This is a genomic window from Ruminococcus sp. D54t1_190329_F1, assembly GCF_015551645.1.
In the GTDB taxonomy this organism is placed as follows: domain Bacteria; phylum Bacillota; class Clostridia; order Lachnospirales; family Lachnospiraceae; genus Blautia_A; species Blautia_A faecis.
Genome location: NZ_JADNDC010000042.1, coordinates 1 through 26,465, shown reverse-complemented (window position 1 = coordinate 26,465; position 26,465 = coordinate 1). Strand labels below are relative to the sequence as shown.

General features: G+C 44.1%; 18 protein-coding genes. 1 reads left to right on the top strand and 17 read right to left on the bottom strand.

Going from position 1 to position 26,465, the window contains the following annotated elements; genetic code table 11:
- Positions 1-258: 258 nt before the first annotated feature.
- The 16 genes from I2D69_RS16390 to feoB all read right to left on the bottom strand — a co-directional run bounded on the left by I2D69_RS16390 (position 259) and on the right by feoB (position 23,756).
- Positions 259-2,082, bottom strand: coding sequence for an ABC transporter ATP-binding protein (locus I2D69_RS16390; protein ID WP_173770285.1), 1,824 nt, complete (start codon positions 2,080-2,082; stop codon positions 259-261).
- Positions 2,073-4,046, bottom strand: a complete 1,974-nt coding sequence (locus I2D69_RS20275) for an ABC transporter ATP-binding protein (RefSeq protein WP_226815716.1) — start codon at positions 4,044-4,046, stop codon at positions 2,073-2,075. Before I2D69_RS20275 ends, I2D69_RS16390 begins: the two co-directional genes overlap by 10 nt.
- A 43-nt stretch (positions 4,047-4,089) precedes the next feature.
- A complete protein-coding gene (locus I2D69_RS16380; protein ID WP_195380255.1) occupies positions 4,090-5,796 on the bottom strand; it encodes a hypothetical protein in 1,707 nt (568 codons plus the stop codon).
- Complete coding sequence (locus tag I2D69_RS16375; RefSeq protein ID WP_148461862.1) at positions 5,789-8,077, bottom strand: CDP-glycerol glycerophosphotransferase family protein; 2,289 nt, start codon at positions 8,075-8,077, stop codon at positions 5,789-5,791. Before I2D69_RS16375 ends, I2D69_RS16380 begins: the two co-directional genes overlap by 8 nt.
- A gap of 1 nt (position 8,078) precedes the next feature.
- Positions 8,079-9,281 (bottom strand): glycosyltransferase, encoded by a 1,203-nt coding sequence (locus I2D69_RS16370; protein ID WP_187566084.1) that lies wholly within the window; start codon positions 9,279-9,281, stop codon positions 8,079-8,081.
- A gap of 83 nt (positions 9,282-9,364) precedes the next feature.
- Positions 9,365-10,630 carry a CDP-glycerol glycerophosphotransferase family protein gene (locus I2D69_RS16365; RefSeq protein ID WP_148461864.1) on the bottom strand — a complete coding sequence of 422 codons (1,266 nt, stop codon included), beginning with the start codon at positions 10,628-10,630 and terminating at the stop codon, positions 9,365-9,367.
- A 67-nt stretch (positions 10,631-10,697) separates the two neighbouring features.
- Positions 10,698-11,114, bottom strand: coding sequence for an adenylyltransferase/cytidyltransferase family protein (locus I2D69_RS16360; protein WP_118579597.1), 417 nt, complete (start codon positions 11,112-11,114; stop codon positions 10,698-10,700).
- Positions 11,115-11,271: 157 nt separating this feature from the next.
- Positions 11,272-12,546: a CDP-glycerol glycerophosphotransferase family protein gene (locus tag I2D69_RS16355; RefSeq protein ID WP_195380254.1), complete on the bottom strand. Its 1,275-nt coding sequence runs from the start codon at positions 12,544-12,546 to the stop codon at positions 11,272-11,274.
- A 77-nt stretch (positions 12,547-12,623) separates the two neighbouring features.
- Entirely contained in the window at positions 12,624-13,616 is a 993-nt protein-coding gene (locus I2D69_RS16350) for a Stealth CR1 domain-containing protein (protein ID WP_195380253.1), read from the bottom strand.
- Positions 13,617-13,716: 100 nt separating this feature from the next.
- A complete protein-coding gene (locus I2D69_RS16345) occupies positions 13,717-14,817 on the bottom strand; it encodes a glycosyltransferase family 1 protein (RefSeq protein WP_195380252.1) in 1,101 nt (366 codons plus the stop codon).
- A gap of 70 nt (positions 14,818-14,887) precedes the next feature.
- On the bottom strand, positions 14,888-15,628 hold the full coding sequence (locus I2D69_RS16340) for an ABC transporter ATP-binding protein (protein ID WP_118579582.1): 741 nt from the start codon (positions 15,626-15,628) through the stop codon (positions 14,888-14,890).
- An 87-nt stretch (positions 15,629-15,715) separates the two neighbouring features.
- Positions 15,716-16,492 carry an ABC transporter permease gene (locus I2D69_RS16335; RefSeq protein WP_118579579.1) on the bottom strand — a complete coding sequence of 259 codons (777 nt, stop codon included), beginning with the start codon at positions 16,490-16,492 and terminating at the stop codon, positions 15,716-15,718.
- Positions 16,493-16,638: 146 nt separating this feature from the next.
- Positions 16,639-18,105: a nickel pincer cofactor biosynthesis protein LarC gene (gene larC / locus I2D69_RS16330; RefSeq protein ID WP_195380251.1), complete on the bottom strand. Its 1,467-nt coding sequence runs from the start codon at positions 18,103-18,105 to the stop codon at positions 16,639-16,641.
- 87 nt (positions 18,106-18,192) lie between these two features.
- Positions 18,193-18,939, bottom strand: coding sequence for a nickel pincer cofactor biosynthesis protein LarB (gene larB, locus I2D69_RS16325; protein ID WP_195380250.1), 747 nt, complete (start codon positions 18,937-18,939; stop codon positions 18,193-18,195).
- A gap of 281 nt (positions 18,940-19,220) precedes the next feature.
- Positions 19,221-21,308, bottom strand: a complete 2,088-nt coding sequence (locus I2D69_RS16320) for an MMPL family transporter (protein ID WP_195380249.1) — start codon at positions 21,306-21,308, stop codon at positions 19,221-19,223.
- Between the two features lie 102 nt (positions 21,309-21,410).
- Positions 21,411-23,756 carry a ferrous iron transport protein B gene (gene feoB, locus I2D69_RS16315; protein WP_195380248.1) on the bottom strand — a complete coding sequence of 782 codons (2,346 nt, stop codon included), beginning with the start codon at positions 23,754-23,756 and terminating at the stop codon, positions 21,411-21,413.
- Positions 23,757-24,301: 545 nt separating this feature from the next.
- On the opposite strand from feoB, the gene I2D69_RS16310 reads away from it, so the two are divergent.
- Positions 24,302-24,886: a manganese efflux pump MntP family protein gene (locus tag I2D69_RS16310; RefSeq protein ID WP_195380247.1), complete on the top strand. Its 585-nt coding sequence runs from the start codon at positions 24,302-24,304 to the stop codon at positions 24,884-24,886.
- A gap of 146 nt (positions 24,887-25,032) precedes the next feature.
- On the opposite strand, the gene I2D69_RS16305 is transcribed toward I2D69_RS16310, so the two are convergent.
- Positions 25,033-26,037: a calcium/sodium antiporter gene (locus I2D69_RS16305; protein WP_148461874.1), complete on the bottom strand. Its 1,005-nt coding sequence runs from the start codon at positions 26,035-26,037 to the stop codon at positions 25,033-25,035.
- Between the last annotated feature and the right edge of the window lie 428 nt (positions 26,038-26,465).

Below are 26,465 nucleotides of genomic sequence, written 5' to 3'. Positions count from 1 at the left end.
GTTAAAAGTTCCTAAACAGCATCAGTTTCAGCCGACACACAGCATTTGGGCAATGTGTATTACTCCAGCGAGCCATTTCAGGCGCGCTCTTAGCGTAAGCGAAATCCAGCGCTTACGGAGACTTATGCGTGAGGGCTCTCCCGAACGCATTAGTCGCAGTTAGCGATTAGTTCGCTGCAGCGTTGCGCCGGCGAGTGAGTAATACACATTGTCCAAATGCGTCCGCATTGAAGAACTTTTAATCAACTAAATAGTGACTTAGCTAAGTACCTTCCTGGACTCCTCATCCGCAAATTGCTGCCGTACCAACTGATAATAATATCCCTTTTTCTCCAGCAGTTCCTTATGTTTTCCCTGCTCCACAATCTTGCCATCCCGGACTACCAGAATCAGGTCGGCATTACGGATTGTAGATAATCTGTGAGCGATCAGGAAGGAAGTTCGCCCTTTCAGCAGTTTGTCTGTAGCCTGCTGGATCAGCTGCTCGGTTTTGGTGTCGATAGAGGAAGTTGCTTCGTCCAGAACGAAAATGGCAGGATCTGCCAGTACTGCGCGGGCAAAGGAAAGAAGCTGCTTTTCTCCGGTGGAGAGACGGTCGCCGCCTTCACCTACGTCACTGTCATAACCTTTGTCAAGCTTTTCGGCTACCTCATCGGCATGAACCGCCTTCGCAGCAGCCTTTACTTCTTCATCAGTGGCATCCAGTCTTCCATAACGGATATTCTCCATCACAGTCCCGGAAAACAGATGGGGATTCTGAAGCACATAACCGATGTTGCTGTGCAGCCACAACTGACTTCGTTCACGGTAATCTCTGCCGTCGATGAGGATCCTTCCCTTAGTGGGCTCAAAGAAACGGCAAGCCAGATTCACCAGCGTACTTTTTCCTGCACCGGTCTCTCCGACGATTGCCACATTGGTCCCAGCCGGAATTTTCAGGTTGAAGTTGCTGAGCACCTCTTCTTTTCCATCGGGATACTGGAATGAAACGTTTTCAAACTCAATGTCGCCTTTAATGGGTTCCCAGTTCTCCTTGTGGGGATCAAAGAAATCTCCATACTTTTCCAGAACCTCTGGGGAGTCTACCACCTGGGGCTTCTCTTCCAGAAGAGAGGTCACCCGCTCAATATTGGCCTGAGCAGAAATGCACTGGGACAAAATTCCTGCAAGCCTCTGAATTGGTTCAAAAATTCCAACTGCATATGCAGTAAATGCAGCAAGTGTTCCAATATCCATACTTCCATTCAGAACCATAATGCCGCCACGCTCCAGCACAAGGGCAGTTGCCAGAGCTCCAAAGAAAACTACCAGCGGAATATAAATTGCATTTAATCTGGCAGCCTTGATAGACGCACTTCTCATCTCCTCAGTGACAGAGGCAAACTCCCGGAAGTTTTTCTCCTCCACAACCAGGGATTTCACAGTTTTCGCACCCATAATTCCTTCGTTATAGCCACTTGTGATCTTGGAATTGATTTTTCTCACCTGACGGTTCCATGTGAGGATCTTATTCTGGAAATACCAGGTAAGAACTGCAATAGCTGGAACGATCAGCATGATCACCAGAGCCAGTTTCCAGTTCAGAAACAGCATTGCCACAAACACACCCACTACATAAAAGATAGCCCACAGCATATCGATCACATCCCAGGCGATTAACTCTGTGATCCTGGCTACGTCGTTCATTACCCTGGACAGGATATATCCAACCGGAGTTGCATTGTAGTAGGAAAAAGACAACTTCTGAAGATGAACAAACAATGCCCTTTTCATATCACGGCCTGTTTCCACATCAAGTGTCATGCAGCCTCTGGTGAAACAGATGACGGACCACATCTGAAAGACGATCACTGCAATATACAGCGCAATAAATCCTCCAAGTCCTGCCAGAGTATTTTTCTCGATAAAGGAATCAATGGCCTGTCGCTGAAATAACGGCATGATAATATCCACTACTGAGCAGAGAATATTCATCACAATTACCATAATCAGCACATTTTTCCGGGGTGCAAGGAATGGAAAAACCTTTTTCCAGATGGAAATGTCAATGGACTTTGTATATTCTTTTTCTTCTATTCGCATGCTGCACCTCCTTCCATGAGACGGATGTCGCTGTTCATCTGGATCTCATAAATGTCTTTGTATGGTCCCTCCTGGTGGATCAGTTCCTCATGGGTACCCATCTGCTGGATTACTCCCTTGTCCATCACAATAATACAGTCAGCCTGCATAAGAGATGTGATCCGATGGGAAATCATAATAACCGTTGCTTTCTCCATCTCTTTTTTCAGTTCTTTGCGGATCTTGTTGTCTGTCTCCGTATCTACTGCGGATAGGGAATCGTCAAATACCAGGATCGGAGCTTCTTTCATCAGCATTCTGGCAATTGCAACACGCTGCTTCTGTCCACCGGACAAAGTGACGCCACGCTCACCTACGATGGTGTCATATCCGTCTGCAAAATGAAGAATTGACTCATCTACACAGGCAATCTCCGCTGCATGGCGGATTTCTTCATCCAGAAGCTTCTCCTTTGTGATGCCAATATTCTCACGGATGGTTCTGGAGAAAAGGAACGGTTCCTGGAGTACCATTCCGATGTTCTGGCGCAGGTACTGACGGTCAATGTCACGAATGTCTGTACCACCAATGGTAATACTGCCGCAGTCTTCCGGCAGATCATATAAACGGTTCAGTAAATGAACCAGAGTTGATTTTCCACTTCCGGTTGTGCCAAGGATTGCAAAGGTGCTTCCGGATGGGATTGTAAAATTGATATTTTTCAGGACCGGGTGGTCTGGGGAATAACTGAAAGATACATCGCGGAAGCAGATATCGCCATCCATGGCAGGTTTCATTCCAATGATATGTCCCAAAGTCTGCTTTTCTCCACAGCCTTTATTTTCGGAATCCTCACTCGTTCGCTCTGCTGTCCGCGCAGGAATCTTATAATCCAGAGTTGCCTCACTCTGTCCTGCCTTCTTCTTTTTCACAATATTCTCTGCATTTTCATTTCTGTCTGTAGACTTAGCTTCACACTTTACAGCAGCATCCTCTTCCTCAGCCTCCAGAATATAAGCCACACGCTCCATGGAAACCCCAGCCTTACTCATATCTGAAATAATCCTTCCCAGGCTTCGCACCGGCCAGGTCAGAGACGCATTGTAGGAAATAAATGCCATAAACTCGCCCAATGTGATCCGTCCATTCACGGCAAAAACAACACCAGTCACCATGACCACCAGCACCTGCAGGTTGGTGATCAAATCTCCCGATGCCCAGTAAACGCTCATCAGTTTTCCAAGATATACCCATAAATTGGAGTAGGCATTATTTTTCTCATCAAACCGGTCGATTTCATACTTTTCTCTACCAAAAGCACGCACTACACGAACTCCAGTCAGATTCTCCTGCACGGTACTGGAAAGTGCCCCCTCCGCCTCATCAGCATCCTGAAAACGTTTCCCGATCCTGGAATAGAAATAGCAGGAATAACCGATGATCACCGGGAAAAAAGCTGCCGCAGCCAGTGTGATCTGCACATTCATGGAAAACATGATTCCCAGATACAGTACGATCAGGAAACAGATTCGAAACACCTCCGGCAGCTGCCTGCACACAAAGTTACGGATCACTTCCACGTCAGAGGTACATCTCTGAATGATCTCCCCGGTCTGGTGCTTTACATGCCAGGAAAAAGGCAGATACTGGGTGTGGTGATACAAGGTGTCACGGATGGATTTCAGGAAATTCTCTGAGCCTTTTGCCAGGCACATTTTACTTAAGTAATTAAAAACTCCCGAAAGAACTGCCGAAGCAGCTACCAGAAGTGCTGCCAGAAGCAGTGTCTGCCGCACATTCAGACCATCCGGAATTCCATCCAGCACCAGAATATGGTCTGCTGTGTATTTCACGATCTGTGGGATCAACGCATTACATGCTGTAAACAACACCGAAAATAATAGCGTTCCCACAAAAAACCGGATATTTCCTTTCAGGAAACGGAAAATGATCCGGAATTTCCCGGTTTTATTCTTCGTATTCATACTTTCCCCCCATTTTATAGAAAAAGGACACTCCCTGAACGAATCAAGGAATGTCCTCCTTCACTCCAAAAGTTTTACATATTCTTTCCAATGCATCATATTCCAAGGCCTTGTTTCCTACATAACTCTCAAAGGCTCCAAAAAATTCCCAGGCCGCAGGCTGCAGATACAGTTCTTTTTTCACATATCCATCCAGGATCACTGCTTCTGGCAAAAGACTTTTATAGGCGGCGCTCTGTGCCCCCAGCACATAAATCCTGTGCTCCTTCGACAGCTGCTCCAAAGCTTTTTTCTGCTCTGCAGTTGGTGCAAGCTCACCATTTACCAGAATACTTCCCGGAACCGGCTTTTGTACCAGCTTCATGGAAATACGCTCTCCCTGCAGGTTCCATTTCCCACACACAAGGTAAGTCTCACCATTGTAGGAAACCGTTTCCACCTGGTTTTCTTCTGGTCTGGCTGCAGCAAGTACCGGAAGGCGCATTATCCGAAGGCGGTTTTCCTTTCCGTAGTCTCCCAGCTGCTGGCAATCTGCCGGAGCATATATCCGGTCAAATACAGTAAGGGCTTTTCGCCATCTTGCCGGATATTTTTCATGGATGTAAGGCAGAAAATCAAGATCCACCAGAACTTTCATTTTTGCCGGTGCCTCTGCTGCCAGATAATATGGCAGATACCCGGTACTTCCAGCCATAATCACCACATCCCAGGAACTGCTGCCGAACAGCCTGCCCCACTCTCTTCTGGCAAGCATTCGCATATATCTTCGTATTTCCGGATTTTCCAGATAAAGAGCCGGATTTTTCTCAATCATACGGTAATTCAGGAAATCTTCCTCACTCAAAGTCATCCTTCCTGCGCCCATCACTTTTGGAAGCTCTTTTTCAAAGGCGAGAAATTCTTTCACATCTCCCCTGCTTCCAAGCCAGCCACTATAAATAACCGTATCATATTTTTCCCTGTCCATACTGTCTGCAAGCTTTCGGACAACAAGCTTAGCCTCCCGCTCGGCTTTCCAGCTGCTAAGAATCAGGACTTTCTTCCTTTCCTCCTGATTTCGAAGGGAGAAAAACTCCATTCCAGGCACTGCATTCTGCCTTCGGATACACTCCAGAAGACTGCCTCTGCCTTCTTTTAATCCTTCCTTTTTCTCTATGATCACATTTCCATCATAGACTTTTCCCAGGGTGCATTTTTCCAGCCATGCTTCCTTCGCTTTGCTCTTAGACGGAGCGTAGATATAATCTGTTTTCAGAAGCTCCCTTGCCGTAACTGAGAGAAACTCTGCTGTCTCCACAGACTTCCTATCATAAATTTCCAGCATGGGATTAAAATAAACCTGTGTTTCTTTTTTCACAAAAGAGCCTGGCAAAACCATATTACCGATAATGTAACCAGCCTGGGAAAGCGCCTCCAGATATTCACGACTTTCCTCTTTTACATAGTCCACACCTGTTTTTTTCACCAGATGAAAACCGCCTTTTATGCAGGCCGTAACACTCGCCTTCTCAGAGGAAACATAATTCTTCAGCGCATAGTCCAGCATTTCCAGAAGCAGGTCACTGCCAGGCTTTTTTTCATCTATAAGGAAGAAAAAATGGGAAGCATCCACCGGATTCCCGCATATCTCTGCGTAGGCATAGTTTTTGGAAAGTTCTTTCTTATTCTCATGAATGAATTTCAGAGCCTGACGCTTCACGCTCTCATAATCCTCCATATTATCTTTCAAAATCTTCTCTATCTCATTCATCTGAAGTCCTCTTACCTTCTATCAGCTCATCCAGCTTCTCACTCTGTTCCTGATTCCAGGACCTGGCCTGAAAGCTGTAAGGCATCTCTGTTGTGCAGTCTTCTGCCAGCAGCTTCATATTCATGGTTTTTGCAGCAAGGGTACCCAGGCTTTCTTCTTCCCCTTCCGGACAGATAAAATAATCGCACAGATTCATAAATGCAAAGGGTTTCTCAAGCCATCCGGTAAGGATCACCCTTCCCTCCAGGTGAAGATCTGAAACCATAGCTTTCAGCTTCTGATACCCTTTCCCTTTTCCGGTAATGTAAAGACAGGTATTTTTCTCCAGACGGCAAAAGGCTTTCAGAACGTTCTGGGCTTTCTGCTGGTACATACAGATATAATTGACTTTCTCTGTATCCGGTGCCGGAATGGCTTCCACAGTAATAACAGCTGGATTGTTTCCCTGGTATCTGGCAATAAAGTAGCTTTCTGTGGCAGATACGATTACCTGCTGGCCTGCCAGCTCCTTTGCAATCTGTTTTTCCCTGACAAAACGTGCATTGTATTGGAAAAACCGAACGCCCTCCATCTCCTTTGCCACCACTGAAAACAGGCTCTTTTTCCCGGTAAGGTCAATTGCACAGTCGAATTTCGCCTCTCCAAACAGGCGCCTTGCCTCTCTCTTGTAAAAAGCATGTGGAATATCTTTTATTTTTCCCTTCAAAAACAGCTCATTCTTCGCGATTTCCTCCGCTTTTCCGTTAAAAGGCTGACCACGGTAAAGGATCCGAAGCCCGGTAGGAAGACCTATGATCTGTTCTTCTGCAAAATCGTCTCCACCACCGCACACAAGCAAGGTAACATCGTATTTCTGAAAATCCAGGTTCTCTGCAAGTCCAAGAAATGCTTCGGTGTCATCTCCCTCCGAAAAATCACCGGCATACATCAGAAGCTTTTTCTTTGGTGACTGCGCCTCATCCTGACAGGCTATACACCGGGAATCTTCTTTTCCGTGGAACACAATGTCTGCAAGGCGGCGGCAGACCTCTCCGTCATCTTGCGGACACGCCCAGGCTGCTTCCCTTTCGTAAACCTTCCGGTATGGCTCCATGGCTCTTTCGGCATCCTTCACATAATCTCCAAGCTGCTCATAAGTTTCTGCAACAGGACCCGGCAGCTTATCAATTCCGAAGTATAAGCCTCTGTAATTTTTATATTCTGCAAGATCCGGGATAAAGAACAAAATGGGCTTTTTCGATACCAGATAGTCAAAATAAATACTGGAATAATCGGAAATCAGAACATCTGTAGCACGAAGAAGCTCATTGGTATCTACGGTTGCAGGAATATACTGGCCGGTTATCCCTACTGTGTCTTTAATGTGGTAATATACAATCTGATGAGGCTTCACCAGCACCTGGTACTCCCTGGTATCCACATTCTCCTCGATAGTGCGGATCATCTTCTCATAGGCATCCAGGCTGGTATCAGGGCTGGAATACCTGCTGCCCTTCCAGGTAGGCGCATAAAGGATCAGCTTCTTCTTTAGATCTGCCTCCACGCCTGCCATCTGCAGCTTCTTAAATATGGCCTCCCGGTCTGTGTGAAAATAGCTGTCATTACGGGGCTGCCCGATTTCCAGGATTTTTCCGGGATAAAGATTTTTCATTTTGAACGCATTCTCATAAATCTCTGTCATAAAATGATTGGGCGCGATCAGATAGTCTGCTGCAAGGAAATTCCTTACTGTATTTCCTGCACTCACCTTGCCTGCCGGAATGTCAAATCCAATGGTTTTTAACGGGATTCCGTGCCAGGTATCCACAAAGATCTGCTCCTTACGTTTGGTAAAATATCCGGGAAAGCTTACATTATTGATCAGATATTTGGCTGTAGCCAGATATTCCCTGTATTCTACAGACTGGAATTTAATAAATTTCACATTTGGATCATCCCTGTAAAGTCCCATCCATGGTTCATTATCCGAAAAATCGTCAATGACCCAGACATGGAGATACTCCTGAAATTCTGTCTGGGTCAGCAAATACTTGAAAATGGCATGAGGGCTGCAGGTCATGCCTCTGCCCCCAAATGCCTCGTATAGTATACATTTTTCTTTTATGGGACTGTCAAGAAAATCCGCGTACTTCTCCCGAAGCTCCTCCGTAAGATTGTATTTTGCCTCATCCCTGGCTCTCTTTAAGGCAGCCTCAAAAGTGTCCTTTTCTTTACCGGAATTTTCATCCGGGCGGACCAGCTTTTTCACCAGCTTCTTCAGGTTGTTCACGGTGATCTTCATGTCACTTCCCCCTCTTCTTCGCAACTACACGTTCAAAAAGTCCGTCCCATTCTTTCACAGCCTTGTCAATAGAGAAATCATCAGACTTGGCAATGGCATTCGCAGACATCCGGGCACGAAGCTCTTCATCATGTGCCAGTTTCAGCATGGCCTGGGCAAATTTATGAGGATCAAACGCTTCAGGAAGGAAACCGGTCTTTCCATCATCAATGATCAGATCCATGGCGCCCATATGATAAGCGATTACCGGAAGACCGAACTCAAAGGCTTCCATAATCACCATAGGCCAGCCTTCCCATCTGGATGGAAGAAGGAAAACAGAAGAATTCAGATAATACTTCTCAGGCTCATTGGTATATCCTACAAAATGGACACGCTTCTCCAGATGACGCTTCTTCGCGTCTGCCCTGATCTGGTCAAAAAGATCTCCGTCTCCGATGATATCAAGCTCCCACTCCGAATCCTCTTTACAGAACTCTTCAAAGGATTCCATCATCAGATCCAGTCCTTTGGCATATACGAAACGGGTCGCCATGAGAAAACGTTTGGATTTCACATCGCACTTCTTTTCACTGACAAAGCTTCTGGGATTGATTTTTACTTCACAATCTATTCCAAGCTTCTCCATATAGTCCCGCTTATCATAATCACTCAACACAATGTAGCGGTCCAGATTTGGCAGATACTGCTGAAGAAGGTTCTCCTGCTGCCAGAAAACGACAGGCTTCACATGAAGATATCCGTCATAGCAGTTATGCTGCCAGCCGATGGTTGCGGCTTTTAGCCGGGGCGCGATCATGGCAAGTCTCAGGCTTAAGGATGCAGTGGTAAGGATCACGTCATAATCCTGGGAATTGAAATATTCCACCCATTTCTCTCTTGTTTTTTTAGGAAAAATTGCTTCTGCAAGAATGGGATTCAAGCTTTTTTTATTAAACAGACCAGATCTGTCATTGAGCTTCTTCACCAGATAGCGGGCGCAGAAAGCCGGGGTATGATGCTTATTCACGAACTGGCTGTTGTCAATGAAATCCACATTGATATCTTCACTTAAATGATACATGGTGCGGTCTTCACGAAAGCGGTCTTCATAAGTCATGATCGTCACTTCATGCTCTTTCACCAGCTCGTTGGCCAACAGGGAAACCACTCTCTTGGTTCCGCCAAGATCAAAGATTTTTGTTATCCAGATACATATTTTCATGTTATATACCACCCCTGCAGGGGCTTCCTCCTTTTGCGGGATAAATCCTGAAGCATGTAAAAAAGGCTTTCGTATTTTCTCTGTTATACCGTAATTTTGAAATAATCCAGAACACGTTTGCAGTAATTATCTGTTACATTATGAGTCTTTGCAAGAATTGCCTTACGCTGATTCTCATAGTCATCTTTTCCATTTTTGACATCCAGAACAAACTGTTCAAACTGCTGTACATTGTAAATATGTTCTCCTGGCATGTATTCCAGTGGATTTTCAAATACCCATCCTCTGGACTCCGTATAGGCATCATAGTCATCCAGAGTAAATCCAATAGGTCTGTTGAGAAGCAGATAATCAATTGCCACAGAAGAATAGTCAGAAATCAGGGCATCCGAACAGTTGATAAACTCATAAAGCTGCAAGCCATTGTCTTCCAGATCCTGATTTTCCAGGTAAACAATGTTTGTCAGCACATTTTCTCCAAAGTCATATGGAATCTGGAGATAATGCTTCTTAATTACCACAAGTACATGATTATCACGACAGAAATTATTAAAATCAAGAAGCCGCTCCTTATCGTCCAGGATCGGGATATTAAATTCATTGTTCAGCGTTTCCTCATTCAGTCTCTCGCTGCTTGCATGACGGTAGGTAGGCATCCACAGGATCAGCCTGTCACTGTCAGCTGCTTTCAGAAGCTTTTCCTTATATGCTCTTGCGGCGTCGCTTCCCTTCATCATCTGATCGTAACGCGGATAGCCAAGTGCAAGAAGCTTCCTGGAACTGCAGCCAAAGAACTCTTTCTTCGTCTCAATAAACACATCTCCTGGCACCAGACAGTAGTCGAAAAATACCTTGCGGTTGTTCTTGTTCGCCTTGTAGCCGCAGCCATGCCAGAGATTTACAAAAGTCTGACCCTTTCTTGCCATTCCGATCCAGTTAAACGCCTGGGTGTAAAAAATAAAGGCTGAGGTCAATGCATAGCGGTAAGCTGCTGCCCTGCGGATCGTCGTGTTCTTCTTAAAATTGCGAACAAACTTCACATTCTCCGCCTGGTATTTCTTATACTTCTCCGGCTCATGAACAAGCCAGACAAGCTCATATTTTTTATTATATCCATTTGCAACCATATAATCAAAAAGAGCCCGGCAATTGTCTGTAAAATCATCATTTGTCTCAAACAGGATTCTGTTTTTCACCATACGCGGGGGGAATTTACGAAGTCTTCTCACTTTCCAGCGGTCATATAAAGCATAAGTCACATAGCCTTTGAATGTGGTGAACAAAGGTCCTGCGCCCTGCTCTTTCAGGATTTTTGAAAATTTCTTTAGAATTCTCTGTGCTCTTTCCATGGATTTTACCTTTCTTAATATATTACAATCCAGAGCCTGTTTAAAAAAGGCTCTAAATCAGTCCGCATTAATACTCTTTCAGTTTCTCACGAAGCATTGTAGAAGAAGTATCTTTGGTGTAGGGAAGATAAACCAGCCTGGCTCCCAGGGCTTCCATCTCTTTCCCGGTGCGCTCCCAGCGCTCATTTCCCTTCCAGTCATCTCCGATATAAATTTCATCGAAACGGATCTTATCCCAGATTTCTTTTTTATCAAGGGTATTCGTGATGATCACCTCGTCCACATATTTAATAGACCGGACGATCTCAGCCCGCTCTTCCAATGGCACGATAGGTCTTTTATTCTTATAGCTTTCCACAAGTTCATCTGTATTTACGCCTACGATCAGATAATCACATCTTCTCTTAGCATTTTTGATCAGGTTCAGATGACCGATATGAAACATATCGTAAGTTCCCTGTGTGTATCCGATTACCTTTCCCATTTATCCCTCTCCTGTATCTGTTTTTTTCGAAAAAATAATCATAGCACATTGTTTTCTAAATAACTATACCACTCACTTGTCTGTGAATCCGATTGATATAATTATTTACGAAATGATGTACTAGAACCTTTTTGGATGGGTAACTTCTGCTTTTATTTTACTTTATATTCAAATACTCTGCAAGTGCCTCGCAGTAACCTGACTTCTTTGGCATAGTGTGCATTGCAGGCAATAATCTTCTTCTCTCTTCTTTAAAAGGATCCTCTCCCACTGCGATATGGGAAAAATAGTCCTTCAGATCCTCTAAATTGTAAATCTTCTCACCTGGCATATATGCTTCCGGATTTTCAAATACAAATCCTCTTGTATTTCGATAGCTTTCCAGGTCTGTGAGCACATAGCCCAGAGGTCGGTCAAGAAGCATATAGTCTACTGCAATGGAGGAATAATCCGAAATCAGTCCATCCATAAGTCCCACCAGTTCATACAGCTGAATGCCCGATTTCTGAAGCATTTCTTCTGTCACATAACGGATATTGGTATACGCACCTTCATCCAGGGACCAGCCAGACTGAAGGGGATGTTTTTTGATGATCAGAAATATTCCGCATTCCCTTAAATGAACATCCAGTGCTTTCAGCTCCGCCTCGCTCTCCAATGCAGGAAGCTGAAAGGGAAGTTCAATTTCATTCTCTGCGCTGATCAGCACCTCACTTTTTCGGAAAGTAGGCATCCAGATCACGGTTTTCATATCCTTATGGGAAAAAAGCTTCTCCAGTGCCTCCCCACGGCTGACAGATGGATGGAGCATCCAGTCATATCTTGGATAGCCAAGGGCAAGAATCTTCTCTTTCTCACAGTTCCAGTAACGGGATTTTGTTTCCACAAACACAGGTCCCGGCACCATGGCATGGTCAAAATGCATCATGCTTTTTCCTGCAGGCGGCTTGTTGTCTTTGGCTGCATCCTTATAGCCGCAGCCATGCCACATGTTCACTGTGGTCTGCCCTTTACAATGGTAAAAATTCAGGTAAGCTGTATTGTTTGTATAGAAAAAAAATCCTGCAACAGCACCATAATAATAAGAAAGGGGGCTGGACCAGCCATATTTATTCTCTGCCGTTACAAATTTAACATTCTTGCATTTCAGTTTCTCACATTTTTTCTTATCGGAAACCATCCAGATAATCTGATAGTTCTCATTTATTTTATTCTGAATCAGATATTCATAAAAGGCCCTGGGATTGTCTGTCATGTCCTGCATGGTACGGTTTTTCAGCACAATGCAGTTCTGACGGAGCTTCCCGTGATTCCCGAACCATTTTCCCACCATGGCAAGCTCCGCTTTTGAACAAAAGCGGCCCAGATAATAAAGAACACTTCCAGCCAGACCCTCTTCTTTTATTTTCCTTTTAAGGGAATCCTTTGTCATCTCTTACCCTCGTTTCTATAATTTGCCTGACAAAAATTACGATACACCAGAGCCTGTATGAAAAAGGCTTTCTGCAATTACATCTCAAAAGACGATTTCTCTGGAAAAATCACTTCAAAGCTTCTCTGAATTTCTTTCTTCTGCTTCTCAAAATCACCCACATTCACATCATCATTAAGGCAGATCATCTTACACGCCTGTCTGCGAATGGTATGGTGGATCTGCTGATCATGTTTTCCTATGGTATAAAATCTTCCAAGCTTCGGTGACTGGGGCGTAAATTTCCCTTCCATGTACTGCCAGTATTTCATCACGTACTGGTTCACATCGAATACTGTGCGGAAACGATTCTTACAAACCTCATCCAGAACAGCACCCTCTTCGTCCCATACTTTCCAATAGGTTGCTTTCAAAAAAGGACTTGGAAGATGTGAATATTTAAAACTGGAAAATTCACGATAAGGCAGCATCAGCACATTGCGGAAGAGCATTGCTCCATAAGCCGGGCTAAACCATTTTTTTGCCTGCTTTTTGATCACTTCTTTTTTATTATAATGCATATTGACAAGAGCTGCATCATTCATAAGAATATTGGCAAAAGGGTTGCGGATATTGTCCTGCACAAGGGCGGTCTCAATACAGCAGTCACAGGGAAATCCGTTTTTGAAAAAATCTTCCGGTCTCACGGAATCAATGAGAAACATATCATCATTAAAAAAGACAAAATGCTCTGACAATCCTTTTATTCGGTGAAGATTCAGTTCTATGGAATTAATATTAAAGGTAGGAAGATAAGCAGGCGCCATAAAATCCGCATGCTTTACAATCTGAATCTTCTCATGAGCTGTGTTCAGCCACTTTGGAACATGTCCCCATGTGACAAAATATATTTTATTTACCCAGGGAGCAAATTTCTCCACACCGCGGAACCAGTACTGGAGATTGTCCCAATCGCGGTATCTGCTCTCCCCGGCGTCAGTTCCCCTGCCAGGCTGATATTCCCTGCGCTGTGCCAGCCAGTCAGGGTCACTGCCGTCCACCCAGGTGAGCACAAAATCTATTTTTTCCATTCCTATTCTCCTGCTCTTTAAATGGTTGCGGTCTAGAAATTGTGACGCACATCTTGCAGAAAGCCTTTTTCAAACACGCTCTAAAGCTTTCTCAGTCAGCTTATCTGCCATACAGAAGCATCAACTTCTGCCCTTCCTTATGGATGTCAAATCCTGCTTCTGCCAGCCTTCTGGCCGCTTCTTCTCTTTCGATTCTCCCGGCTTCCTTCATCTTAAATACAGTTTTGGCCCATTTCTCCGGGCTTTCTGCCAGGGAAATCATCGTCACATTTTCCCGGGAGAGTACTGCTTCTCCTGTGATCTGGTCTGAAATCACACAGGGCAGGCCATTGGCCTGAGCTTCCAGAAGAGTAAATGGAAGTCCTTCAAATAAAGAAGGAAACAGGAAAACATCCATGGCGCTTAAGTACCGCTCCACGTCCTGACATACTCCCGTAAATATGATTTTATCCAGGACACCCGCCTTTTTAGCCTGCTCCTGGATCTGTTCCTTTAATTCGCCGTCACCAATAAGGCAAAGCCTTGCAGCTGGCTCTTTTCGTTGGATTTCATGAAAAATACGGAGAATGGCCTCATGATTCTTCTGAACCTGAAACCTGCCTACATGCCCTACTACCAGGGCATCCCCGGAAATCCCCAACTTCTCTCTGATTTTCCGCCTGTTTGACTCTGAAAAGCCATATTTATCTGTCTCAATTGCGTTTGCAACCAATGTTACTTCTCCCCGTTCAAAAGCCTTATCTCCGAACAGCCATCTGCCTGCTTTTTCGGAACAGGCAAACTTCTCATTCACATAATGCTTTATTCTGGGACGATTCATGCCATCCATCAGCTTACGCACAATTCCCGGTGCTGAAGCGTTATGGGAATGTGCGATCACCTTTCTCACTCCTGCCTGCTTCGCCAGGCGAAGTGGTACGATATTGGCTGCTGAAAGCATATTCACATGCACGACATCGTACTTCTCCCGGGAAAGGAGCTTCCGAAAGGCCTTTATATAGCCAAAGTAATCTTTTTTTATATTGGGAACATAAAAAACCCGTCCACCAAGCTCCAGGATTTCTTTCTCATAAGCAATCGTTCCATACATGGATACAAAATCAAAGGATACTCCCTGTCTGGCCAGTTCCCTGAAATAGTTCATTACAAATGCTTCCATACCGCCAGGATTATTTCCCAGCCCTACCTGCAGGATTTTCATTTTTCACCTTCTAAACGCTTTATCAGCTTGTCATATCTGGAAACTTCCCGGGTTAATTCCTTTTTCATGATCAGCCACCTATCATTTTACTGTATTGCTCAGAGATCGGATCAATGTCGCCGTATGCGATCAGCTTGCCTTTTTCCAGAATCATGGCCTTATTGCAAAGGCGCTGTACCTGTTCCAGAGAATGGGATACAAAAAGGACGGTAACACCTGAGTCAAACATACTCATGATCTTCTTTTCACTTTTTTTACGGAACTTGGCGTCACCTACGGAAAGGACCTCGTCCAGGATCAGGATCTTCGGTTCTACTACTGTGGCAATGGAAAAGCCAAGTCTGGATTTCATACCGGAGGAATAATTTTTCACCGGAACATCCATGAATTTCTGAAGTTCAGAGAATTCTACAATCTCATCATATTTGCTGTCAATAAATTTCTTGGTATATCCAAGCATGGCACCATACAGGTAAATATTCTCTTTTCCTGTATACTGCGGGTCAAAACCAGCGCCAAGTTCCAGAAGGGGAACCATTTTCCCATGTTTGTCCACATGACCCTCTGTAGGCTTGAATACACCGGAAATCACCTTAAGAAGAGTACTTTTTCCAGCTCCGTTAAGACCAAGGATACCTACACGGTCTCCCTTTTCCACGCTGAAGCTTACATTCTTCAAAGCCCAGAATTCATTGTACTGGATTTCTCTCTTAATGGTTTTAAATATATAATCTTTTAAGCTGTCAACCTTCTCACGGCTCAGGTTGAACTTCATGCTTACGTTATCGACTTCAATGGCTGTCTTGCTCATATTTTCTCCTTAACATGTTCCTGTAAATGGTAGTTTAGAGCGTGTTTGAAAAATACTTTCTGCAGGGAATGATTTTTCAAACAGGTTCTAGATGTACAGAATAAAATTATCCTGTTTTTTCTTGAAGCATACAAGTCCGATGATGGTGATTACTACGCTGAATGCAGCTGCATAAATTACATATGGCGCATACATAGGCTCTCCGAAGATTGCAGATCGGAAAATCTGAATGGTACAGTACAGAGGATTGAACTTCAGGATCCATGCCCAGCCACTCTTCAGCAGCTTGCTTGGATAATAGAAGATGGCACATGTATACATGATCAGCATCAGGGCAACAGACCAGAGGTACTCAATATCTCTGAAAAATACACCGATAGTTGCAAGGAACATTCCACTTCCGTAGGAAAGGATCAGAATGATGATCAAGGCAACCGGTGCCTGAAGCAGATAAATAGTCGGTTTCACACCCAGGATCACGCCTACAATGGCAAGCACAACCAGGGAGATCAGAAAAATAATATAATTATAAATTACAGTTGAAAGTGGATACAGATATTTCGGTACATACACTTTCTTGATCATTGCTGCATTGGACCGGATGGATTTCAGCGCAGCTTTGGTTGCAGAGGAATAAAAGCTGTACAGAAGACGTCCGGAAAGAATGTATACAGGGAATGTTTTGTCCGTGTTTCCATACAGGGTTCCGAAGACAATAGTCAGTACCACCATGGAAAGCAGTGGTTCTAGCATGGACCACAAAATACCAAGGTAGGAACGACGATATTTCAGCTTGATTCCTTTTTTGACCAGCTCACTTAACAGGAACTGATACTGTCTGAGATTATCTAAATATTTCTTCATATTCACTCCATTATATTTTGAAAAATTTGGCTTTCTGTTTTATCCAAAGCATTCGTATATAAACTTCTCTTTAAAAAAAGCCAAACTGTATTGTAACATACTCTTTCGCAGGTTGCAATATTGCGATTTAACCTGGAAGCGATCAATCATTCCAGATTCTTACTTGCGTCTACTGCCATCTGGTAGGCTTCTGCATAAGAAATTCCAGTCTTTCTACAGATTTCCGCCAGGCTTTCATACTCCGGATAGCATTTCTCTGCTCCTTCTGAACCGCAGATTTTCACTTCCACCTCACCGAAGGGAATCATTACTTTCCGCTTTCTCCGGGGCAAAATCGTGCGCTCCATCCTGACCCTGCGGATACCAATACTGGTAGTTTCTGCAAAAATCAAAGCTTCCATTCCCGGGACATCTTCTTCCTTACAGATTACGGTAAGAAGCCATGCAGGACGGTTTTTCTTCATATATACAGGAGTATAATGCACATCCCTTGCACCGGCCTCAAAAAGCTTCTCCATGACAAAGCCAAGTACTTCACCGCTGCAGTCATCGATGTTTGTTTCCAGCTTGTAGATGTAATCCGCGCTTTCCGTAACACCGGTCTGAATTTTGGCAGCAGCTTCCCGATTGAAAATTTCAGCAGTTTCATTTGCCGCACTTTCATTTCCTGCCGGAATTCCCACCGCTTTTTCCGGTTTATGGGATTCTTCCGGGTGAATCAGCATTGCACGCAGGATTCCCGGGCACTCATAAGTCCTCTTACCGGCTCCGATACCTGTTTTCTCAATTGCAAAGGTCTCCGGTAATTTGCAGGAAGTACGAACTGCTGCCACAATTGCCGCTCCTGTAGGAGTTACCAGCTCGCCCTGTACCTGAGTGATCCGCAGATCCAGGCTACACTGCTGTACAATATGGGTTACCGCTGGAACCGGAACTGGTAAAATGCCATGCTGGCAGCGGACTGTACCCATTCCTTCGCATAATACAGGTACAATGACCTCTGTAATTCCAAGATTGTCCAGGCAGACTGCCACGGACAAAATATCTACAATGGAATCCACAGCTCCAACTTCGTGAAAGTGCACCTCTTCCACCGGAACATTGTGGGCTTTTGCTTCTGCCTTTGCCAGAATCTGAAAAATTTTAAGGGCAATACCTCTGGCGCTGTCAGTCATCTTTGTGTCATCAAGTATCTGACGGATTTCGTTCATGCCGCGGTGTTTGTGATGACGATGGTACTCGTGAGTATGTGCTGCTGTTTCATCTCCATGATTATGTCCATGTACTGCCACATTCTTTTCTGCTGCCTCATGGCTATGCTCATACTGGTGATTATGTTCTTCTGCCCCATGCTTATGACTGTGATCATGTCCATGCAGATACTCCATATCATGATCATGTCCATCTATCTCTTCGTTCAGAATTACATCGAAATCACAGGCATCAATCCCGGATTTCATCACCCGATTTACTTTTATCTCAAATCCCTGCACTGGAAGACTTTCAAGTACATCCTCCAGCACCTTCTGATCTGCTCCCAGATCCAGCAGGGCTGCCACTGTCATATCGCCACTGATTCCGGAATAACACTCCAGATATAATGTTTTTCCCATAATTCTCCTCGTTACAAATTTATCAAATTGCTTTTCAGACACGCGCTAGAGCATGTTTGATTTTCAAACAAACTCTAGCTTTGTCTCTTACTTACCAAGCGCCAGCCGGTTCATCTGCGTTGCCAGATATCCGGCTCCATATCCGTTGTCAATATTCACTGTGGCAATTCCATTGGCACAGGAATTGATCATGGTCAGAAGTGCTGATAATCCATGGAAATTCGCTCCATATCCCACAGACGTAGGCACTGCGATCACTGGTCTGCTCACAAGGCCTCCCATAACGCTGGCAAGAGCGCCCTCCATGCCAGCCACAGCCACAACACAATTAGCATCCTGAATGATCTCCAGCCTGGAAAACAGCCTGTGCATTCCACTTACACCAACATCATAAATTCGTTCCACGTAGGTTCCAAAATATTCTGCAGTCTGTGCTGCTTCCTCGGCCACCGGAATATCTGCAGTGCCTGCGGTACAGACAGCCACCTTTCCCTCATGAACCTTATCTGGCTTCTCTATTTTCAGGATTCTGGAAACAGGGTCATACTGAACTTCTGGAAACTTCTCCTTCACCAGCTCATACTGTGCCTGGGAAGCCCTTGTTCCAAGTACTTCTCCCTCTTCCATATATAAACGTTCAAATATTTTCAGCAAATGGGCATCTGCCTTATTGCAGCAGTAAATCACCTCTGCGAAACCAGTACGGGCTTTTCTCCCCGTATCCAGCTTGGCATAATCCATTTCCTTGTAACCATCCTGTCGAATCAGCTTCCCTGCTGCTTCCGGAGAAAGTCCTCCCATTTGCACCTGGGCAAGGATTTCTTCTAGTGTCATGTACAAATCACTCCATTTCCTAAAACGTATTTGAAAAAGGCATTCTGCAAAATGTGCGTCACAATTTGCGGGAATCTATTTTCAAACAGGCTCTAAAATGCAACACAATTATAACGTTTTCTTCTCCTTTATTCAACAAAAAAATCCTGCCTCATTTTGCTGAAGCAGGATTTCTACGCATCGCGACGCGTGTTACTGGTCACGGAGCGAACCGTAACGGATTTCTTCCAAAGCCGGCTGTTCTGCACGAAAGCAGCACTCCCAGACCGTCTGATTATGTTTTATTTCGCTTTGGCTGCCTTTTTATCTCCAAGGAAACCAATCGATGTAACACAGATCAGTTTATCGAAGATCATAAACATGGCCGGTAAGATAAACAGTACAACTACCATACTGATGATTGCACCACGGGCAAGCAGTGTACAAATAGAACCGATCATCTCAACCTGTGAATAACAGGAAACACCGAAGGTTGCTGCGAAGAAGCTGAGACCGCTGCTGATAATGGACGGCATGCTGGTCTTGTGGGCAATACTGATGGCTTCCATCTTATTCTTGCCGTGCTGTCTCTCTCTCTGATAACGGGTAGTCATCAGGATCGCATAGTCAACGGTTGCACCCAGCTGGATGGCACCAATAACAATACTTGCAACGAACGGAAGGCTGATTCCCTGATAGTACGGAATGGCCATATTGACAAAAATCGCAAACTCAATAACCGCAACCAGAATGATCGGAAGGGAAATTGATTTAAAGATAATCATAATGATCAGGAAAATGGCACCGATGGAAATTACATTTACACGAACCAGATCGGCATCTGTGGTATCCTGAAGGTCTTTCATAAGCGGTGCTTCACCGATTACCATTGCTGTATTATCGTATTTTTTTACTATTTTATCAATTTCTGCAAGCTGGGCATTTACCTCATCTGTAGCAGAACCATATTCAGAGCATACAAATGCAAGCTCATACTGATCTCCTTTGAAAATCTTCTTCAGATCATCCGGGATCATAGACTCCGGAACGGTAGGTCCGATCAGGGAATTCATACCCAGACTCCACTTCACACCCTCAACCTTATCAATATCATTTAACATCTGCTGTTTCTGCTTGGAGTCCATATTCTTATCCATCATGATCATATGGATATTGCCTACTGCAAAAGTTTTCTCCAGCTCATCATTGGCAATGTTGCAATCCAAAGTGGATGGTAGAGATTCTGCAATATTATAGTAAATCTTTGTATGATTGTTTCCATAAATAGCCGGAAGCAGAAGCACCAGGAAAATCACAGTCCAAAGCTTATAATGCTTCGTAATAAATGCAGACGGTTTATCCATTCTGGCAAGAAGCAGCTTATGCTGTGTCTTCTCAATAGGCTTGTCAAAAAACAGAACCAGTGCCGGAAGAATGGTTACACAGCAGATAACACCAATAATAACGCCCTTTGCCATAACAATACCAAGGTCACGTCCAAGAGCAAAGGTCATAACACAAAGTGCAACGAAGCCGGCTACTGTGGTAACAGAGCTTCCAGCTACAGACTTAAAAGTATTTGCAATGGCATGCCCCATGGCACGGTCCTTTTCTCCAGGAAAACGCTTCTTATTTTCCTCGTAGCTGTTCAGAAGGAAAATGGAATAATCCATGGTAACACCAAGCTGAAGTACCGCGGTAAGTGCCTGCGTAATATAAGAAGTCTCGCCTAAAATAACATTGCTTCCCAGGTTGTAAAGAATAGCAAGTCCGATGCTAAGCAGGAACAAAAACGGAACAACAAAGGATCCGCTTGTCAGCTCCAGAACGATCAGACTGAGTACTGCTGCGATCACAACGTAAATCGGCAGCTCCTGCATGGCAATGTTCTTAATATCTGTAACAACTCCTGTCATGCCACTGAGGAAGCACTGCTCGTTGGCAATCTTACGTAGTTCTGTGATAGCTTCCATGGAAGTATCTGAAGATGTGGTATTATCAAACAAAACCAGCATCATGGTTGCATCGCCATTTATAAATACCTTTCTGTACTTCTCAGGAACCATCTCTACCGGAAGAGTGATATCCGCCACATCATCATACCAGAGAACATCCTTTACATGCTCTACTTCACTGAATTTCTCTTCCAGCTTCTGGACATCCTTCATATCCATATTCTCCACAATTACCATGGAAAAGGCGCCCATACCAAACTCATCCACCAGAATATCCTGACCTTTTACCGTCTCAAGGGTATCCGGCAGGTAACTTAACAGATCATAATTGACTCTCGTCTCTGCGATTCCGATCACAGACGGGATTACCAGCAAAAGTCCGATCAAAAGCACCAGGACCTTATGCTTGGCTATCCATTTTCCTACTTTGACCATTGATGTCATCTCCTTAAATTCATTTCTTTCGTACTATAGTATAACCCAAAATGACCAATAGTCAATATTATTTTTAACAAAAATGAAAAATAGTCATTTTTCTCAAAATCCGATCAAAACGCCGACGATTTTTACCAAAAATGCCGCAATCCAGGCGATCACACATTGTCCGATCACCACTCCAGCTGCCCATTTTCCGCCAAGCTCACGTTTCACAGAAGCAATCGCGGCTACACAAGGCGTATATAAAAGGCAGAAGGTAAGAAGGCACACTGCTGCCAGCGGAGAAAGCACCTCCACCAGTGCCGCTGTGCTTCCAAATAATATGGACAATGTGGAAACCACGCTCTCCTTTGCCATGAAACCTGTTACAAGAGCTGTGGAAAATCTCCAGTCTCCAAAGCCAAGATGCTTAAATACCGGTGCAATAAATCCGGCAAGTACTGCAAGAATACTGTCTTTGGAATCTGTCACAATATTCAAATGCAGATCAAAGGTCTGTAAAAACCAGATCACAATGGTTGCCACAAAAATAACAGTAAAGGCTCTCTGAAGAAAATCCTTTGCTTTTTCCCAAAGAAGCTGGCCAACGTTTTTTGCACCTGGAAGACGATAATTAGGAAGCTCCATTACAAAGGGAACCGCTTCTCCCTTAAACATGGTTTTTCCAAAAATCAGTGCCATCAGGATTCCCATAATAATTCCGCCGAAATAAAGTGCTATCATTACCAGTGCACCGTATTTCGGGAAAAAGGCAGCTGTAAAGAAAGCATAAATAGGAAGCTTTGCCGAACAGCTCATAAAAGGAGTAAGGAGGATCGTCATCTTACGGTCACGCTCTGAGGGCAGGGTTCTGCTTGCCATAACGCCAGGAACTGTGCATCCAAAGCCTACAAGCATTGGGACAATACTTCGTCCGGAAAGTCCAATCTTTCGAAGCAGCTTATCCATTACAAAAGCAACTCTGGCCATATATCCACTGTCTTCCAGAAGTGACAGGAAGAAAAACAGGGTGACGATAATCGGCAGAAAGCTGAGCACACTTCCAACTCCATTGAAAATACCGTCAATTACAAGAGAATGAAGCACATTATTTACGTTCCATGCAGTCATGGCCTGATCCACCACTGCAGTCAGCCAGGTAATTCCCATATCCAGAAGATCTGAAAGTCCCTTTCCGATCACACCAAAGGTCAGCCAGAAAACCAGAGCCATAATTCCTGCGAAGCATGGAATGGCTGTATATTTGCCTGTAAGTATTTTATCCATCTTCTGACTGCGCAGATGCTCCTTGCTTTCATGAGGCTTAATCACGGTCTCAGCGCAGACTTTTTCAATAAAGTCAAAGCGCATATGGGCAATCGCCGCGGACCGGTCAAGCCCACGCTCCGTCTCCATCTGCTTTACAATATGCTCCAGGGTTTCTTTTTCATTCTGATCCAGCCCAAGCTTTTCCAGGATCAGTTCATCCCCTTCCGCAAGCTTACTGGCTGCAAAACGTACCGGGATATCTGCCTGCTGAGCATGATCCTCAATGAGATGCATAATTCCATGAAGACATCTGTGAACAGCACCGCCATCATCGTTTGCATCGCAGAAATCCAGACGCTTTGGTTTTTCCTGATATTTTGCCACATGGATCGCATGGGCTACCAGTTCATCGATTCCCTCATTTTTCGCTGCTGAAATAGGTACTACAGGAATTCCAAGCGCCTCTTCCATCTGGTTCACACGTACAGAACCGCCATTCTGCCTTACCTCGTCCATCATATTCAATGCCAGGACCATAGGAACATCCAGTTCCATCAGCTGCATGGTAAGATATAGATTTCTTTCAATATTGGTTGCATCCACAATATTGATAATTCCTTTTGGATGCTGTTCCAGAATAAAGCTTCTGGTTACGATTTCCTCGCTGGTATAGGGGGACATGGAATAAATTCCCGGCAGGTCTGTCACCAGAGTATTCTTTTTCCCACGGATAATACCATCCTTGCGGTCTACAGTAACTCCCGGAAAGTTGCCTACATGCTGACTGGAGCCGGTTAACTGATTAAACAGGGTTGTTTTACCGCAGTTCTGGTTTCCTGCCAGCGCAAAGGTAAGAAGCTCACTATCCGGAAGGGGATGTTCATCTGCTTTTTCATGATATTTACCGCCCTCGCCCAGACCTGGATGAGGAATCGCCCTGACACGGCTGCCTCGTTTCTGTTCTTTTTCATCCCTTACATTATCAATCTGAATCTGGGCAGCATCTGCAAGACGCAGGGTCAGCTCATAGCTATGTATCCTGACTTCAACAGGGTCACCCATAGGTGCATATTTTACCATGGTCACGTCCGCCATGGGAATGATTCCCATATCCAGGAAATGCTGCCGCAGGGCACCCTCTCCTCCTACTACTGTAACTGTGGCAGTTTTCCCGATGGGAAGGTCTTTTAATGTCATATGTACTTGTCCTCTTTTCCCATATGTAAGATTTTTGTTGCTGTTCAAAACTAAGCAGCAACCATTTTTGATAAAATTCGTCTGCTAATGATAAATTTTATCATTAATGTTACAGGAGTTAGTTTATTCTAATATTGTCAGGATGTCAATATTATTGAGAAAAATTATTGACAATTTTCTCATTATCTGATAAAGTTACGAAACAAGGTTTCCCTGTGAGGGAGTAGCAAGCGTGTCCACAGACGCGTGGCAAGTCAACATACCGACCGTATGAATCTGTTTGTATAGATTGCTGTTCACTGAATGAACAGCAGATTTCAGAGCAGTGTTTCGATCTGGCTTGCATTAAATTGCGAGACTCATGTATAACGTTATGCTATACATGGAGTCTGTCCTTTTATAAGAATGCAGATGACCCATATATAGCCTGTGGTTATATATCGGGTCTTTTTTCATGCTGTAAAAAGCTTCGCCGAGAGATCTGTTTCCACAGCAAATAAAAAAATGGAAACCAGTAATAAAATACATTACGGAGGAACGTAAAAATGAACTACAGTTTTGTGTTTTTTCTGAACAGCGCCCTGCTTGGAGTCGGACTTGCAATGGATGCTTTTTCTGTGTCCCTGGCAAACGGCCTTCACGAGCCTAAGATGCGCATGAAAAAAATGTGCGGCATTGCAGGCACATTCGGTGCTTTCCAGGCCATCATGCCAATGACCGGATGGTTATGTGTCCACACCATTGTAGGATACTTCAGGACATTTGAGAAATTTATTCCATGGATTGCGCTGATCCTTCTTTGCTATATCGGAGGCTCCATGCTGATCAATGGTATCCGGGGAACCGATGAGGGTGATGAAATTCCGGGAGTTGGTCCCAAAGCCCTTTTCATTCAGGGCATTGCAACCTCCATTGACGCCCTGTCCGTAGGATTCACCATCTCAGAGTATGACTGGCTGATGGCTCTTGTCTGTTCCCTGATCATTGCCATAGTCACATTCTTTATCTGCATGACCGGACTTTCCCTTGGAAAACGCTTCGGAACCAGGCTTTCCAACAAGGCGGATATTCTCGGCGGCGTCATTCTTATCGCAATTGGTCTGGAAATTTTTATCAGCAATATGTTTTAATTTTTTCAGCATATTTACCGCTATTCAGCTGGTACTGTTCCGCCAGGCGTTTTTCTATGCAAGCGTTGATTTTCACCTGTTTTCCAATCAAAAAAAAGCTTTCATCTCTCCCTTTGCGGGATGGATGAAAGCTTTTTCTACTTTTATTAACGGGCAATAATATATGCGCAATAAACCAGATATACCACTACCATTATAATACCCTCTTTGCGCTCAATTTTTTTCCTGGTTCCTGCAAAGATCCAGACCATAACCGAAAATACCATAAGAAGCACTATATCGATTATGTTTTCCCGGATCAAAGCTACCGGACTGATAGCAGATGAGATTCCAAGAACCATCAGAATATTGAAAATATTAGATCCAACTGCATTTCCAACTGCCATATCAACTTCATTTTTTCTTGCTGCAACTACAGAGGTTACAAGCTCCGGAAGTGAAGTTCCGATAGACACAATGGTAAGCCCGACCAGAGTCTGGCTCATTCCAAGCTCTATTGCAATCCTGCTGGCTGTATCAACGGTAAGGTCACCGCCAAAAGCAATTGCAGCTGCACCCACGATCAGAAAGAGAATACTTTTGCCGTATGACAGCTCTTTCATATTGTCACATTCTTCAACACCTTCTATTTCAACCTTCTGTCCTGCTGCACGCGCTTTCATTGCGCTTCGTACCATTGTGAAAATGTATCCGGCAAACACGATCAGGAAAATAACTCCATCTGCATGACCCAGCGTCATTCCCGTCTTATCTCCCAGTCCTGAAATTCCCAGTACAAGCAGAAATAGTGCACATCCTAAAGACAAGGGAATATCTCTTACCACAGTTGCTTTCTGGACCATAATTGGAGTCAGAATTGAACAGACACCAATTACAAACATCAGATTAAAAATATTGGATCCTACTACATTGCTGACCGCAAGTTCATTATTCTGTACCAGAGAAGCAGTCACACTCACGGCTGTTTCTGGCAGTGAAGTTCCCATAGCCACAATCGTAAGACCAATGATGATGGGCGGAACCTTTAACTTCTTCGCAATGCTGGAACTTCCCTCCACAAAAAAGTCAGCCCCTTTTACCAGAAAGGCAAATCCCACTGCCAGCAGCAGGATAACAGCTGCAATTGGCAATCCATTAATAATATTTTGCATAATATTCTCCTTTTGTTATCAGCATATTTTTACCTTTACAGATTCTCCAGAGTGTGTTTGAAAAAGGCTTTCTGCAAAATGTGTGTTACAAAACAGTATTTACTTCATAAGCCTGCTTCTTTGGAATTACATTTGCCCAAAATGTAAAAAGACTCATGTATGCCATAACATGCATACATGAGTCTCATTCTTTAAGATTTGCCAGGCCAGAATCAGATCCGATCAAAGCCGCGACTGTTGACAAACCACGTTTTCACGCAAACTACTCCCTCACAGAATCCATATGTGTAGTTAATATACCAAATTGCTGTTAAGAAGTCAACCTCTAATCTTCCTCTATATGCTCTCTTCTATGAACCATTTATGATAATGTCCTAATATACCATAAAGGAAAATGTCCCAATGTAGTATAATGCTTCCATCAACAG

What these genes read in the sequence shown, in the direction of transcription:
- I2D69_RS16390 (WP_173770285.1), bottom strand. Translation starts at nt 2,082, where the DNA reads ATGCGAATAGAAGAAAAAGAATATACAAAGTCCATTGACATTTCCATC.
- I2D69_RS20275 (WP_226815716.1), bottom strand. Translation starts at nt 4,046, where the DNA reads ATGAATACGAAGAATAAAACCGGGAAATTCCGGATCATTTTCCGTTTC.
- I2D69_RS16380 (WP_195380255.1), bottom strand. Translation starts at nt 5,796, where the DNA reads ATGAATGAGATAGAGAAGATTTTGAAAGATAATATGGAGGATTATGAG.
- I2D69_RS16375 (WP_148461862.1), bottom strand. Translation starts at nt 8,077, where the DNA reads ATGAAGATCACCGTGAACAACCTGAAGAAGCTGGTGAAAAAGCTGGTC.
- I2D69_RS16370 (WP_187566084.1), bottom strand. Translation starts at nt 9,281, where the DNA reads ATGAAAATATGTATCTGGATAACAAAAATCTTTGATCTTGGCGGAACC.
- I2D69_RS16365 (WP_148461864.1), bottom strand. Translation starts at nt 10,630, where the DNA reads ATGGAAAGAGCACAGAGAATTCTAAAGAAATTTTCAAAAATCCTGAAA.
- I2D69_RS16360 (WP_118579597.1), bottom strand. Translation starts at nt 11,114, where the DNA reads ATGGGAAAGGTAATCGGATACACACAGGGAACTTACGATATGTTTCAT.
- I2D69_RS16355 (WP_195380254.1), bottom strand. Translation starts at nt 12,546, where the DNA reads ATGACAAAGGATTCCCTTAAAAGGAAAATAAAAGAAGAGGGTCTGGCT.
- I2D69_RS16350 (WP_195380253.1), bottom strand. Translation starts at nt 13,616, where the DNA reads ATGGAAAAAATAGATTTTGTGCTCACCTGGGTGGACGGCAGTGACCCT.
- I2D69_RS16345 (WP_195380252.1), bottom strand. Translation starts at nt 14,817, where the DNA reads ATGAAAATCCTGCAGGTAGGGCTGGGAAATAATCCTGGCGGTATGGAA.
- I2D69_RS16340 (WP_118579582.1), bottom strand. Translation starts at nt 15,628, where the DNA reads ATGAGCAAGACAGCCATTGAAGTCGATAACGTAAGCATGAAGTTCAAC.
- I2D69_RS16335 (WP_118579579.1), bottom strand. Translation starts at nt 16,492, where the DNA reads ATGAAGAAATATTTAGATAATCTCAGACAGTATCAGTTCCTGTTAAGT.
- larC (WP_195380251.1), bottom strand. Translation starts at nt 18,105, where the DNA reads ATGGGAAAAACATTATATCTGGAGTGTTATTCCGGAATCAGTGGCGAT.
- larB (WP_195380250.1), bottom strand. Translation starts at nt 18,939, where the DNA reads ATGACACTAGAAGAAATCCTTGCCCAGGTGCAAATGGGAGGACTTTCT.
- I2D69_RS16320 (WP_195380249.1), bottom strand. Translation starts at nt 21,308, where the DNA reads ATGGTCAAAGTAGGAAAATGGATAGCCAAGCATAAGGTCCTGGTGCTT.
- feoB (WP_195380248.1), bottom strand. Translation starts at nt 23,756, where the DNA reads ATGACATTAAAAGACCTTCCCATCGGGAAAACTGCCACAGTTACAGTA.
- I2D69_RS16310 (WP_195380247.1), top strand. Translation starts at nt 24,302, where the DNA reads ATGAACTACAGTTTTGTGTTTTTTCTGAACAGCGCCCTGCTTGGAGTC.
- I2D69_RS16305 (WP_148461874.1), bottom strand. Translation starts at nt 26,037, where the DNA reads ATGCAAAATATTATTAATGGATTGCCAATTGCAGCTGTTATCCTGCTG.